We start from the raw sequence: 13,585 nt of genomic DNA, 5'->3' as shown, positions 1-13,585 counted from the left end.
TAAATGCAACTTCCGCAAATCAGGCTTCAATCGAACTTCATTCGGACAGGCCTGCAAATTGATAAGCCAATACAGGAGATTGATCAGCCGCATGCTGAACAATCCATCCAACAGCCACACGCTGTATTAGAAATTGAAACGGTTCCGGGAAAGCTGACAATCGACCAAACAAAAGCCCGTGAAGATATGGATTTGAAAAGCATTGGGAGAAGGATTGAAGAATTTGCTCAAAACGGCTATCAGGATTGGTTAAAAGGACTTGAAAGAAGGGCCGCCCAAGGGAATGAATTAATGAAGATTGAAAACGGTGGAAATCCACTTGCAACACAGGCAAAGGAAAACAGTGAAAAGCCTATGATCCCATTTAACATAGGCTGGATTCCATCCCATTTCAGTGTGAAAACTAAATATGAACCCGCTAAGGTCAACATCAACGTTAAACCGCAAAAACCGATTATCGACGCAGAAATTAGAAAACCAATACATGAATATACCCCGGGAAAAACCAGTATAGAAGTTTTAGAAAAGAACAGACTGGTTATCGATTTTATCAATCTATTTCCGGAAAACAACGAATAAGTGGTGATCCTAGATGAAAATACAGACAAAATTTCATGGTGAGCAAGAAATCAATGTTGAAGAAATTATTAAGTTTAATGCAGGTATTCCGGGCTTTTTAGACGAAAAGGAATTTTACATACTGCCGCTGGAGGATACCCCTTTAAATGTACTGCAATCAATTGCAACTAAGGAAGTTGCTTTCATTATTACGGATCCGTTTAGCTTATTTACGGATTATGAATTTGATTTGTCGCAAGAAGTAAAAGAATCATTGAAGATTCAAACTGAAAAGGATGTAGCAGTCTTTGTGATTTTGACAGTGAAAGAGCCATTTAATAAAACAACAGCTAACTTGCAAGCTCCAATAATCATTAATCAAAAAAACAAACAGGGCAAACAGTACATTATAAATAACAGCAATTATACTTCAAGGCATATTATTGTCGAACCTCCAGCCCGTCAGCAACAGGAGGTAAAATAATGCTTGTACTAACAAGAAAGCTAAATGAATCGATCATGATTGGTGATGACATTGAACTGACTGTCCTGGCTGTAGATGGTGAACAAATCAAATTGGGTATTAAAGCACCTAAAAATATTGAGATACATCGGAAAGAAATCTATTTATCCATCCAGCATGAGAATAGTGAAGCTGTGAAAATTGAAAGTAATGCAATTGACAGTCTAAACTCGTTCTTCCAATCCAAAAAATAAGTGAAAAAGTTATATTCCTCTATTAAGTAACTCCTTGAAAAGTCGATATTACTATTGTAATGCTGAATAGTGAATAAAGGCGGCCGACTTTATAGCTGTTCAAACAATAACCACATGGATGTGGGAATCGAAAATCAAGGAGGAAAAAACTAATGCGTATTAATCACAATATCGCAGCGCTTAACACACATCGTCAGTTGAATAGTGCTTCAACACAGCAATCTAAATCAATGGAGAAACTAGCTTCAGGTCTTCGTATTAACAAAGCTGGAGATGATGCAGCTGGTCTAGCAATCTCTGAAAAAATGCGTGGACAGATTCGTGGATTAGACCAAGCTTCTAAAAATGCTCAAGATGGCATCTCTTTACTTCAAACTGCTGAAGGTGCTTTAAATGAAACGCATGATATTCTTCAACGTACTCGTGAATTAGCTGTTCAAGCATCGAATGATACTGCAACACTAGATGATAGAAAAGAAATTCAAAAAGAGGTAAATCAACTTTTAGAAGAAGTTGACCGTATTTCAACACAAACTGAGTTTAATACAACAAAACTATTAGGTAGTAGCCAAACTTTAAAAATGCATATTGGAGCTAATGATGGTCAAACTATGGATATTCAATTAACTGCCATGGGAACAGCAAATATGGGTACTGGTGGGTCTGCTACAGTAACAAAAACTATTGCACCAAATTTTGCAACTACTACAGGTACGATTCAAATTGGAGATAATACACTTGCTCTTAATGAGGATTATACTGGTAAAATGGATAAGTTAGTTTCCGATTTAAACTCAGCTTTCCAATCATCCCAAGGAGTTACTTTTTCAAATAACGGAAATAACATTACTATGACTAGCAATAGTGCATTTTCTTATACAGTAACTGATGGTGGTACTCCAGGAGCGGCAGCTGCATTTGGAGCTGCTACTAGTGGAGCAGCAGTAGCTGTTGCACAATCTGGTACTGCAACTGGTGTTGCGCTTAATACCCTTAAAGTTGACCCTGCTGCTGTTTCAACAGGAGGAGTATTGACACAAGGTAATGCTGAAACTGCAATTAAAGCATTCGATAATGCAATTAAATCAGTATCGGCTGAACGTTCTAAATTTGGTGCTTACCAAAACCGTTTAGAGCATACAATTAACAACCTAAGCACTTCTTCTGAAAACTTAACTGCTGCAGAATCACGTGTTCGTGATGTAGATTATGCTTTAGCTGCTTAAAAAAGCAGTAACAAGCACAGTCGTCCTAGCTGGTAACGGCTAGTGAGTATTATCGGGTGAATTGCTGGAAACCCCTTAGAGCTTTTCTTGCCACAACGTAGTTGGAAACGACAAGCGTGATGGTCGTGAAAAAAGAAAAGATTGGGCAATCAGCAGCCAAGCTCCTGTCTCGAAAGAGTGGAGAAGGTTCAACGACTAGGATAGACCATCTAAGGCGAAAGCTATGGTGATGAAATCCATAGGTGAAACAATGTACATCAGCATTGTGAATCCGAAGTGCCCGACCCCTACTAGATTGCTAGAGGGTGAAGATATAGTCTAGTCATTTATGAAAGTAAATGTTCGCACGATGGCGAAAGAAATGATGAACCAAACTAAGAATTCAATTCTTGGTCAAGCAGCACAAGCAATGTTGGCTCAATCTAATCAAATGCCTCAAGGAGTATTACAACTTTTGAGATAATGATTAAAGGGCGTCTAGCTTGGTAACGAGCTAGAGTATAACTGGGTGAATTGCTGGAACTTCCTAAAGCTTCATCAACCACAACGTAACTGGAAACGGTAAGCGTAAAGGTTTGAAAATGATGAGGATGATACAATGGATAATCAGCAGCCAAGCTCCTGTAAGGAAACTTTGGAGAAGGTTCAACGACTAGAGAATACGGTCTAAGGCAAAGCTATGACTATGAATCTCGTAGGGCAGCAGAAGCTGTTCGAAGTGCCCAGCTCCATGAAAATATGGATGAAGATATAGTCTATTCTGTATTCGAAAGATACAGTCGCAAAGCAAGCGAACCAACAACCACAAGGAGTTTTACAACTTCTTCGTTAATTTTAGATATGAAAGAGGCTCTAGTTTTATTACTAGAGTCTTTTTCCATATTAAATCGGTATAAAGCTGTTTGAGGAGGAGCTAGATGAATAAAGACGAACAAGATCATAAAAAGTTTCTTGAACAACAGCTTGAGTGGTATAAAGAACAGGATCGTATTTTAGAAGAGATAGAAATGAAGCCTCGTGAAATGAAAAAGATAGCCCAATACTCTCTCGAATATAGACTTACTCCGCTAGAAATCAATCAGTTGAATGACCAATTAAAGGAATTGGAAAGTGAAGTTCATTTTTTAGAGAAGCAGCTACACTCCGTTGTCCATTAGAAGGAGAAAGGATGGCGTTTTCATGAATACTGTCTGTTTAGGAAAGCAGCAATTTTAATGAGGGGCTATCCATATTTAATTGATCTTTTTGATCTATTATGAGAAACATAAAAGGCAACAATTTAAGTTAGTTGCCTTTTTATCACTATCTTTGCATACACTTCCACATGTCCAAATTGTATGTGACAACATATCAAGTTGCTGGTGGATTACAATTGTTACACATTATTAGAGTGCTCTTAAATCGTAAAATACCTAAAAGTTTGGACGTGTTTGAATTATATCCCAAATATTGTCATTTGTAATGTTAAAGTATGCTTCAGATCTAACTTTTTTAGAGTGATAGCCTAATAGCCATTGTATAACATTCAATGGTATTCCATTTTGAAACATAATTCTTGCGAAAGTATTTCTTAGAGTTCGTGGTGATATGTTTTTAGATATATTTGTTCTTTTGGTAATCTTAGTAATTTCATCTTGAATAGCTCTATTACCTAATGGTCTATATGGCTTCCTTTCTGTAACAAAAAGATTATCCAAATTATCATTCCGTTCATCAAGGTAATCTTTTAGATACTTTTCTGCCTTTTCTGTTAAGAAAACAACTCTTGGTCTTTTCTGGGAATTTATGTTTATAGTTTTATTAGACCAATCAATATCACGTAAATGAATCATTTGTAATTCAGCTAAATGACATCCAGTAGATAGAAAAAATTCTATTATAGCTCGTTCTCTAGTAGTCTTGCAGAAATTTCGAAGTTCTTGCAATTCAGTATCATTTAACCCAACGTTTCCTTTTTTATAATATTTAAAATGCCTCACCTTAGTAACTGGGTTTTTTTGAATAATATTTTCCTGCACAAGCCAATCAAAAAATAAATTTAAAATACTTCGCACTCTTTCCATTGTATTTGTTGATTTAACAGAATAATTGTCCTCTCTAAATCGGAGGAACTCTTTAATATTAGCTGTATCAATCTCTGATATCATCATATCATTAAAATAGTTTTGAAATATACGAAGCTCAACCATATATGAATCTATTGTAATTTTTACAAGTCCTTGTCTTTGCTTGTCTTCAATGAATTTCAGAATATTATTTTCAACGGACATTTCTTTAGGGCTTGGCTTCTCTTTACCTCTTATCCATCCTCTGAAATAATATTCTTTCTCATCTTTCCTAATAAACTCCTGAAGTGCTAAAGAAACCTCAGTTGATATTTGATTTACATCCTCTACTTTACTAACTAAATTTGACATTACTAATTTTTTAAAAGAATTGTACTTTTCTAAAGAAGGATGTTCAACTTCATGCTCATATACTTTTAATGATATATCTTGAGCCTTTTTGTTTGCCAAAAATTGGTCGTTTAAGACAATTGCAAATACTGGAATGTTATTAGATAACGCAAACTCATATTCTAGTTGGGTATAACTTTTTCCGCTTTCTGGTTCAATCGATCCATATTTTCCTCCTAATATTAGTAATAACAAATCAGAATCTTTAATCCATTCTTTAATTATCTCCCATTGAGTTTTATTGCTTGGGATAAATAGCTCCATTCCAGCTGGAATATGCCTTGATCTTAATATTCCCTCAACAGCTTTTTGTCTTTCTACAATTAAATCTAAATAGGTTGAAGAAACAAATACCTGTAACTTTTTATCCAACTTGCACACCTGCCAAAAGTATAATTATTTATTACATCATTTATGTTAATAGTTAGAACTTTATTTCAAATCACCATTTAATGAATATTATATCATCTATCTTATTTGCATAGGGATGAAATAGATAATTAAAACTCGGTTTAACTTATGTTATAAAAAGTTTTTCTTTAATTTCTACTGTTATTAAATAGTCTGTGTTGCTGTGACACTATGAAAAAACTTGTTTCACAAAATGTTCCATGATGCTTTTCTTTGGCAATCAATAGCCAAGTTACTGTGAAGAAACTCTGAAAAGGGTTCAAAGACTAAGGAATACGGTCTAAGGAGAAAGCCATGACTATGAATCTCATAAGGTAGAAAAAAGCTGTTCGAAGTGCCCAGCTCCATGAAAACATGGATGAAAATATAGTCTATTCTGTGCTCGAAAGACATAGCGGCAAAGCAAGCCAACCAATTACCACAAGGAGTTCTTCAACTTCTTCGTTAATTTTAGATTATTTACAAGAGGCTCTAGTTTTACTAGGGTCTCTTTTACATATAAAGGTAATGAAAAAAGATATGAGTATATATTATATACTTGAACATACATGTACATGATGTTCATCAAATTAGGGCTTCTCTCTTCGGAGGGAAGTCCTTTTTCTATTTTGGAGGAGGAATCGTAATCATGAAAAATCAATCTGCAAAACGTGTGAACATCGTTAGCCTAAAGCTAGTGAAGGAATCGAGCATGCTTTACAAGAATCGCTGTGTTCGTAGTCCAGAAGATGGCTATCAATTGTTGAAGCAGTTCTTAGGAGACGTGGATAGGGAATACTTTGTCGTTGTTTGTTTAGACACAAAGACTCAGCCAACAGCCATCAACATCTGTCACATTGGAAGCCTAAATGCTAGTCTCGTACATCCAAGGGAATGCTTTAAGCCTGCTATTTTGAGTAATGCAGCGTCAATCCTTGTCGGTCATAATCATCCCAGCGGCAAAAGTGCTGAAAGCAGGGAAGATGTAGAAGTGACTAAGAGATTAGTAGAAGCAGGTAAAATCATAGGCATTGATTTTCTTGACCATATCGTGCTAGGTGATGGGGAGTACGTTTCCCTCAAGGAAAAGGGCTACATTTGAAAGGAGTTGGAAAAGGTGAAGGAATTAGATTGGTTTGTAAAGAAGCTTGAAGATGAGTTTAAGGTAGAAGTGGATCGAAATCAAATCAGCTATGAAGGTAATGAGCTTTACCTAGATGAAATTGATGAATCTTTAATTCCTTCTGAAATGGTAGAAGGATTACCTGAATCACTTCTTTTTGAAACAATGTTGTTTGAAGGAAAAGATCAAACAGAATGGCTTGGAATGGTGGCGATGGATTTAGATACAAGGGAATGGTACTTGCAGGTGATCCTTAAGAATGGCGACCCCGTACTAAGAAAAAGACTAGATAAGGAGGAATTTTAAGATGCCAAATTACCATAAGATCATTTTGAATGGTCAAGTATATTACAGAGGTTTTGATGAAACCACGGGATATTACGAGGATGAAATGTTAACAGAGAAGGAGTTAGTAGAAAGATTACTAGAAGATGCGATAGGTTCAATTATTGAAATCGATAAGGAAGTGATTGAACGAGTGATTAACTGCATCCCTTCCAGTTTCCAAAGAGAGATGGTCCAAAACTACATCAACTATCTTGAGGCTGTGGTGGAGTCACTGGAATAAACTCACGACATTTCTTTCTAGAAGCTTACGGCAAAACTAAATAAGGAAAAGTAAAGTAATGTAAAACCTAATAATACCATACAATCCAGCCTATTTAGGACACGAAAATCTCACGCCTTAATTATATAACTGTCGTGAGCTGACTAGAAAGGAGGTGAAATGGATGCTGGAGAAAATCATCGTATCTGTTATCATTGCGGTGGCAACCGAAGTAGTGAAAGAATTATCAAAAGATAAATAATTAGGAAGGAGGAATTCGTCAATGAAAATTTGTCCGTGTCCATGTAATCAACCTTGTACGATCCAATGCACAATTAAACGGATTATCGATATCATTAAAAATTAAGAGCCATGAATGCAAATCAAGCGTTCATGGCTCTTTTTCGTTAGGAGAGAGGGTTTTGGATGATTTATTAGCACAAGAATTTGAAAACTGGCTCTTCGAAGAAGGTAGAGCACCTAAAACGATTGAATCCTATGTCAGTGATATAAAGGGATTTCAGAAATATTTGAGTGAGAAGGCAGCTAATGAACAACAGCCGCTTTCCCGCTTTTCTTTTGTCAGATATAAACAGCACCTTCTTGATCAGAATTTTGCCGTTGCCACTATCAATAAAAAGATCAACAGCTTAAAGGTCTATAACGATTTCTTACAAAAGAAAAGGCTCGTTGAAGAAAATTACATTTATCTAAAACGTGATCGCATCAAAATAGCTGCTGGAAGTGAGCATGTGGTTACAGCTATAAGCGAAGAAGAAGTTGAGAGATTTCTTTTTTACATTGAGGACCATACAAAAGTAAGCATCAGAAATAAGTTAATCGGCTATCTGTTGTTGTACACAGGAGTTCGTGTATCGGAATTAATCAATATCAAGTTAGCGGACATTAGTCTCCGTGCCTGTCACCACCCGAATAATCTTGTTTCACAAAACTGTTCCACAGAGTTTCGCTATGTTTTTGTCGAGGAATATATTATCAGGGGATGAGAAATATGCATTCGTTCTCGTGCCTATCATCATCCGAATTTTATAGCTTCATTTTTTGAAAAAAGACAAATGAATTTTTGCACCTAGGCATGTTTGCTCATTCTTTAAAACAGAGGAGGGCGTGCTATAATGAAGGCAAAAGAAGCAGGTGATGGCCATGGAACGTTTACTCAAGCGACTGCCTTTAAATGAGCTTATTGATTTGAAGATTGATTTTGCTTTTAAGCAATTGTTTGAAGTGAAAGCAATAAGCAGATGACGATCGTATGAATGCTCTCCTTAAACGGACAGGGGAGGAAAAGATTAAAGAGATCACTTATGAAAACAGTGAGATCATCGGTGAATACCCTGGTGACAAGCAATCGCGGCTTGATGTGCGTGCAAAGACGAATAAAGGTGAAATCGTCAACATCGAAATTCAACTTTCTAATGAATATGATATGGTCCAACGTTCTCTTTTTTATTGGTCGCATTTATACAAAGAGCCAAAAAGCTCTAGGATTATGATCACCCTAGAGCTTTTAAATTACCGTGCCTGTCACTCCCGAACAGTGTACTGACGGTTTCAAACCATGGTATATTGAATATAGATGGGAAAGGACATTTAGTGAGTAACTTTCTAGGGAAAATGTGTGATGCTATTTTCAGAATACAAAATAGTTCTGTATTACATACTGGATATTATCCAAATTGCCTGCAAAATACTCATTGACTAGCTACCATATAAAGGTATTATAATAATAACAGTACCCACCACGTCTCTTAACAATGCGTACCACGGTGGGTCATTTTATTTATATGGGGTAAACTATGAGTACTGGGATGAATGAAAAAGACCGAATTAAGAAACCAACAAGTTTTGAAGAAACAAGTGGAGATTGGCTCCTCGCCATTTAGTGTGGGAAAGTTAGTGTCCTAGTCTAATCCCAGGCCAAGTGAAGATGTAGTCCTTCTTAGCTTTTGATAGAGTTTCATTACAGGGATAGCCCGTCAAGGAAAGCACTTGACAGCCTACCCCTGAAATGAATAGTGCGACGGTAAGCTAAGAAGGACCTACCCTAGTCGATGGGGCTCGACTCGGATACTTAACTTGTTCGCTGTTGCGTAGATCATAGCGATAAAGTTTTTGGTTGTACGATAGCCTCTTGCTTTTCGTTTGGCAGCTTGAACGAGGCTGTTAATTCCCTCCAACAATCCATTGGTCATCTTAGATTCAAACCAGCGTAAAATTCCACCTTCATGCTTTTTTAAGCTTTTAGCCATCTTCACTATAGGTTCCAATTGAGAACGAATCGCCCAGTTAGTCTCCGTGCCTGTCACCACCCGAATAATCTTGTTTCACAAAACTGCTCCACAGAGTTTCGCTATGTTTCTGTCGAGGAATATATTTCAGAGAATGAGAAATATGCATTGATTCTCGTGCCAGTCATCATCCGAATTTTACAGCTTCATTTTTCGAAAAAAGACAATTAACTTTTTTGCACATAGGCATGTTTGCTCATTCTTTAAAACAGAGTAGAGCGTGCTATAATGAAGGTAAAAGAAGCAGGTGATGGCCATGGAACGTTTACTCAAGCGACTGCCTTTAAATGAACTTATTGATTTGAAAATTGATTTTGCTTTTAAGCAATTGTTTGGAAGTGACAGCAATAAACATATGACGATCGTATTTTTGAATGCACTTCTTAAACGGACAGGGGAGGAAAAGATTAAAGAGATCACTTATGAAAACAGTGAGATCGTCGGTGAATACCCCGGTGACAAGCAATCGCGGCTTGATGTGCGTGCAAAAACGAATAAAGGTGAAATCGTCAACATCGAAATTCAATTTTCTAATGAATATGATATGGTCCAACGTTCTCTTTTTTACTGGTCGCATTTATACAAAGAGCCGATGAGTGCGGGATCAAGCTATCTGGAACTTAAGCCAGTCATCACAATTAATATTCTCAACTTTAATCTTTTCCAGACGGAAACAAACAAGTTCCATACTACCTTCCATCTTTATGAAGATGATGATCAATTTAAGCTGACGAACGTGCTGGAGATGAACTTTGTGGAAATGCCAAAGCTTCTCAGTGACTGGAAGCAAGGAAAGTTGAATCCAAGAGATGATGTACTTGCAAGATGGCTGTTGATGCTCGGGATTGTCGACCGGAAAAATCATCATGTGTATGAAGATATTTATCATGAACTGGAGGAGATTGCTGTGAAGGATCCAATTTTGCGGGAAGCGTTTCAAGATTGGGAACAATTGAGTGCCGACAAAGAGACGCGGCTTGCCTATGAAATCCGGTTGAAGGAAGTGCTTGACCGGTATTCAGCGCAGAGAGAAGCGGAGTTAAGAGAGCAGATGGCATTGGAGAAGGGAAAAGCAGAAGGAAAAGAGGAAGGAAAAGCGGATGTAGCGAAGAAGATGATTTCGTTAGGAATGGATATTGGTCTGATAGCGGACTTGACTGGTTTACCTGTTGAGCAGATTCAGCGTTTGAAGGAGTCATAAGAATGGGACCTGTAAGTTTGGGATTTAAGGTGCATGTCAGCCACCAGAATCTATACGCTATACACACTCTCTCTAATTGCAGTGTTGGCTGCAAAATTTGCCAATGAGGCAAAAAGTGATACGGTAAAACGCTATCGCTTTAAGCGGAATTTAATGCGATTGGTTCTACAAAAAAATGTCTTCCCCCAAGAAGAGCGTCGCATCTATATTTCCACACTTATTTACTTCATTGACTATTTACTACAAATTCCAATCGACTTGACAAGAAAGTTGAGAAACGAATGAGCCTTTCAAAGGAGGAAACTGAGATGATGTACCTAGATAGAAAAAACTTGCCGCCTACTTTCGGAGAGTTACTGAAAGAAGGAAGAGAAGAAGGAAGAGAAAAAGGAAGAGAAAAAGGTCAAATGCTGGTTGCTCTCGAACTTTTAAAAGACGGTATGCCAGCAGAACTTGTGGCTAAATATGTAAAACTTTCTATTGAAGAAGTGATAAAGTTAAAGGGAAAAGAGTAGTCATCATACCTATCCCCATCCGAAATTCCATAGTCTGCATCAGATTGCTTAATGAAGTTAAGCATTAAACGGCCTCTTTTTCCATTCCGGTACGTTATTTAGCTTTTACAGTCTTCAGGTTTTTAACAATACCGCAATTTTTGCGGCCATCAATTCGTTTACATCCTCCCAATTGACACGGTTTTCAAATTCTCTCGGGTACTTTATCGGGAATTTTCTATCATCTGGCGAACTTAACTCTTCCTTGCTTAATGTGCTTTTTTCTCCATAGTTTTCAAATATCAACTTGGAAACATCCCATAGCATAATATCTACCCCTTTATAAAGCGGTAATATGCACCTTCCTTTTCGCTTCTTTTTACCATTTTACCTTTTAAAGTTTAAAAAGTGAGATTAATTGCAAGGAAATATGCACTATGTATTCTCATCTCATTATCATTAGATTGGAATACTAGTTAGTACTCTTCTTTCTCGGATTCTTCATTTATAAGTGCAAAAGGAAGAATTGGTTTAAAAGTTGGCCTCGCCCCCAACATATGAATGCTTATCAGAGTTTTGAATAAATACTTATACTCCCTAAGAGGTATTAACATAATTTCATAAACACTGAAAATTCCACTGAAACATCCGATATAAACATTGATAACCAAAGAGTAGGGGGGAACCTTGATGATCGAAAGGGTTTCAGAACCAATTGTCTCCTATTCAACCAGAATTGCACCATTAGAAGGTAACAAGAATATAAACGCTAGCAACAATCAGGACACTCTTCCAAATACAGATCATAACAAAAAAGAAAAGCTCGATAAGATTGTCGAAAGCATGAATGAGTTTCTTCAGCCTTCCAACACGTCGCTGAAATTTGAGCTCCATGAAAAATTGAATGAGTATTACGTAACGATTGTGGATGATGTAACACATGAAGTGATCAAGGAAATCCCTTCAAAGAAGATGCTTGATATGTATGCAGCTATGACTGATTTTGTCGGATTAATGGTCGATAAAAAGATATAAGTTGGTGATATAGAAATGGTACGTATTGGCGGACTTGCAAGCGGGATGGATATCGATCAATTGGTAAGCGATATGATGAAAGCGGAACGCATCCCCTTAGATAAGGTGAGTCAAAAGAAGCAGTACACGGAGTGGCAACGGGACGATTTTCGGGAAATGAACAAATTATTGTTTGATCTTGATAAGTCTATTTTTGATGGGGTTTCTAAACAAGGATCTTTTATAAAAAAGACGGTTACGGTTTCTGACCCCGATGCTGTTTCTGTAAAAAACATTAACTCTACTATAGATTTTTCAGGGACAGTCAAAGTGGGCAAGCTGGCGACAGCGGCTTCGATATATAGTTACACTCCAGCAAGCATTTCGGATTCATCACAAGTGTTGTCTGATTTTACTGGTTCGAAAGATATTACGATCCAAACCATTACCAAAGATGGGAGTTTGGAAGCAACGGACAAAGTTTTTAAACTTACCATCGTCCCAGGTACTGATACACTGGACAGCATTCTTTCAAAGATTAATGCGAACTCCGGAGTCACTGCGTTTTATGATAATACAACTAAACAAATTTCTTTGACAGCGAAAAATACAGGGGATGTATCAGGCGGCCCTGAAATTAAACTGACCGGGGACTTTTTTACAAATGTATTAAATGTCGATTTAGACAACGTCGCTGCAGATGCAAGAATACCTAAGACTGGTTCTTTAGGTGCCAATGCAGAATTCACCTATAATGGTCTTAATCTTACTCGTCCATCCAATACATTCCAGATTAATGGTGTCGAGTTAACGCTAAAGCAGCAAACAAGTAATAATGTTACTTTTTCTTCCGCGCCGGATGTCGATGCCATTATGGATACGGTTGTAAAGTTCGTTGCTAAATATAACGAGACGATTGAAAAAATCAGAGGTGAGTTGGATGAGAAAAAATATCGTGATTTTCAGCCGTTGACCAGTGAGCAGAAAAAGGACATGGATGAAAAAGATATTGAGCTTTGGGAGGAAAAGGCTAAGAGCGGTACTCTCAGAAATAATTCTATCTTGTCCGGCAGTCTTAATAAAATGCGCATGAATCTATACAACCCGGTTACAAGCAGCCAGGGATTGAAACAGCTCGGCGATATCGGGATTACTACTTCGAGTAATTACCTGGAAGGTGGAAAGCTGGTTATTAACGAAGAGGATCTCCGTAAAGCTATTTCGGAGAATCCCAATGCTGTTTATGAACTGTTTCAAAAAGACGGTGCAACAACAGAAGAAAAGGGTTTGGCCCGGCGGTTAAGAGATACGATTAAAACAACTATGACGGATATTGAAAGTAAGGCAGGGAAGGCATCAAGTGTTAATAATACATTTACCATTGGACGCCTCTTAGATGGTTTTGACAAGCAGATTACTAATTTTGAAGATCGATTGGTTTCTACTGAAGACCGTTACTGGCGCCAATTCACCGCGATGGAAAAGGCGATCCAGCGTTCTAATGAGCAAATGAATTATTTAATGCAGCAGTTTGGCGGAGCTTAATAAAA

Annotated in this window: 16 protein-coding genes and 2 pseudogenes; 15 read left to right on the top strand and 3 right to left on the bottom strand. The window is 37.3% G+C overall.

All coding sequences use genetic code 11. The features are described 5' to 3' along the window. Window positions 1-3: 3 nt before the first annotated feature. The 6 genes and pseudogenes from ELQ35_RS03470 (at window position 4) to ELQ35_RS03445 (ending at window position 3,658) form a co-directional block, all read left to right on the top strand. On the top strand, window positions 4-579 hold the full coding sequence (locus ELQ35_RS03470) for a DUF6470 family protein (RefSeq protein WP_126863443.1): 576 nt from the start codon (window positions 4-6) through the stop codon (window positions 577-579). A gap of 13 nt (window positions 580-592) precedes the next feature. Further along, entirely contained in the window at window positions 593-1,042 is a 450-nt protein-coding gene (fliW, locus tag ELQ35_RS03465; protein WP_126863442.1) for a flagellar assembly protein FliW, read from the top strand. Then, the gene (gene csrA / locus ELQ35_RS03460; RefSeq protein ID WP_126863441.1) at window positions 1,042-1,275 is read left to right on the top strand and encodes a carbon storage regulator CsrA; all 234 of its coding nucleotides are present in this window, start codon (window positions 1,042-1,044) and stop codon (window positions 1,273-1,275) included. The genes fliW and csrA overlap by 1 nt, the downstream gene beginning before the upstream one ends. A gap of 152 nt (window positions 1,276-1,427) precedes the next feature. Beyond that, window positions 1,428-2,501: a flagellin N-terminal helical domain-containing protein gene (locus ELQ35_RS23395; RefSeq protein ID WP_126863440.1), complete on the top strand. Its 1,074-nt coding sequence runs from the start codon at window positions 1,428-1,430 to the stop codon at window positions 2,499-2,501. A gap of 349 nt (window positions 2,502-2,850) precedes the next feature. After that, window positions 2,851-2,964 (top strand): annotated as a pseudogene (locus ELQ35_RS03450) (flagellin); the annotation flags it as partial. Window positions 2,965-3,418: 454 nt separating this feature from the next. Further along, a complete protein-coding gene (locus tag ELQ35_RS03445; RefSeq protein ID WP_126863439.1) occupies window positions 3,419-3,658 on the top strand; it encodes a hypothetical protein in 240 nt (79 codons plus the stop codon). Between the two features lie 255 nt (window positions 3,659-3,913). Here ELQ35_RS03445 and ELQ35_RS03440 read toward each other — a convergent pair whose 3' ends face one another. Then, window positions 3,914-5,329 (bottom strand): tyrosine-type recombinase/integrase, encoded by a 1,416-nt coding sequence (locus ELQ35_RS03440; protein WP_126863438.1) that lies wholly within the window; start codon window positions 5,327-5,329, stop codon window positions 3,914-3,916. A 667-nt stretch (window positions 5,330-5,996) separates the two neighbouring features. On the opposite strand from ELQ35_RS03440, the gene ELQ35_RS03435 reads away from it, so the two are divergent. The 5 genes from ELQ35_RS03435 (at window position 5,997) to ELQ35_RS03415 (ending at window position 8,584) form a co-directional block, all read left to right on the top strand. Then, window positions 5,997-6,449: a JAB domain-containing protein gene (locus ELQ35_RS03435; RefSeq protein WP_126863437.1), complete on the top strand. Its 453-nt coding sequence runs from the start codon at window positions 5,997-5,999 to the stop codon at window positions 6,447-6,449. 15 nt (window positions 6,450-6,464) lie between these two features. Further along, the gene (locus tag ELQ35_RS03430) at window positions 6,465-6,776 is read left to right on the top strand and encodes a hypothetical protein (RefSeq protein WP_126863436.1); all 312 of its coding nucleotides are present in this window, start codon (window positions 6,465-6,467) and stop codon (window positions 6,774-6,776) included. A gap of 1 nt (window position 6,777) precedes the next feature. Further along, window positions 6,778-7,038 (top strand): hypothetical protein, encoded by a 261-nt coding sequence (locus tag ELQ35_RS03425; protein WP_126863435.1) that lies wholly within the window; start codon window positions 6,778-6,780, stop codon window positions 7,036-7,038. Between the two features lie 401 nt (window positions 7,039-7,439). Continuing rightward, a complete protein-coding gene (locus ELQ35_RS03420; RefSeq protein WP_126863434.1) occupies window positions 7,440-8,024 on the top strand; it encodes a tyrosine-type recombinase/integrase in 585 nt (194 codons plus the stop codon). 266 nt (window positions 8,025-8,290) lie between these two features. Further along, window positions 8,291-8,584 (top strand): Rpn family recombination-promoting nuclease/putative transposase, encoded by a 294-nt coding sequence (locus ELQ35_RS03415; RefSeq protein ID WP_126863433.1) that lies wholly within the window; start codon window positions 8,291-8,293, stop codon window positions 8,582-8,584. A 493-nt stretch (window positions 8,585-9,077) separates the two neighbouring features. On the opposite strand, the pseudogene ELQ35_RS03410 reads toward ELQ35_RS03415, so the two are convergent. Beyond that, window positions 9,078-9,326 (bottom strand): annotated as a pseudogene (locus ELQ35_RS03410) (transposase); the annotation flags it as partial. A 256-nt stretch (window positions 9,327-9,582) separates the two neighbouring features. Between ELQ35_RS03410 and ELQ35_RS03405 the strand changes: the two are divergent. Both ELQ35_RS03405 and ELQ35_RS03400 read left to right on the top strand, forming a co-directional pair. Then, window positions 9,583-10,527, top strand: coding sequence for an Rpn family recombination-promoting nuclease/putative transposase (locus ELQ35_RS03405; RefSeq protein WP_126863432.1), 945 nt, complete (start codon window positions 9,583-9,585; stop codon window positions 10,525-10,527). A 308-nt stretch (window positions 10,528-10,835) separates the two neighbouring features. Then, on the top strand, window positions 10,836-11,042 hold the full coding sequence (locus ELQ35_RS03400; protein ID WP_126863431.1) for a hypothetical protein: 207 nt from the start codon (window positions 10,836-10,838) through the stop codon (window positions 11,040-11,042). 114 nt (window positions 11,043-11,156) lie between these two features. On the opposite strand, the gene ELQ35_RS03395 is transcribed toward ELQ35_RS03400, so the two are convergent. Then, window positions 11,157-11,348: a hypothetical protein gene (locus tag ELQ35_RS03395; RefSeq protein ID WP_126863430.1), complete on the bottom strand. Its 192-nt coding sequence runs from the start codon at window positions 11,346-11,348 to the stop codon at window positions 11,157-11,159. A 363-nt stretch (window positions 11,349-11,711) separates the two neighbouring features. Here ELQ35_RS03395 and flaG point away from each other — a divergent pair, with 363 nt between their 5' ends. Together flaG and ELQ35_RS03385 are read left to right on the top strand one after the other, a co-directional pair. Continuing rightward, a complete protein-coding gene (gene flaG / locus ELQ35_RS03390) occupies window positions 11,712-12,056 on the top strand; it encodes a flagellar protein FlaG (protein ID WP_126863429.1) in 345 nt (114 codons plus the stop codon). Window positions 12,057-12,071: 15 nt separating this feature from the next. Further along, on the top strand, window positions 12,072-13,580 hold the full coding sequence (locus ELQ35_RS03385) for a flagellar hook-associated protein 2 (RefSeq protein WP_126863428.1): 1,509 nt from the start codon (window positions 12,072-12,074) through the stop codon (window positions 13,578-13,580). Window positions 13,581-13,585 lie beyond the last annotated feature (5 nt).

Source organism: Peribacillus cavernae (assembly GCF_003989135.1).
Taxonomy (GTDB): domain Bacteria; phylum Bacillota; class Bacilli; order Bacillales; family DSM-1321; genus Peribacillus; species Peribacillus cavernae.
The sequence above is the reverse complement of the archived record's forward strand: the minus strand, read 5'-3'. Positions and strand labels throughout refer to the sequence as shown.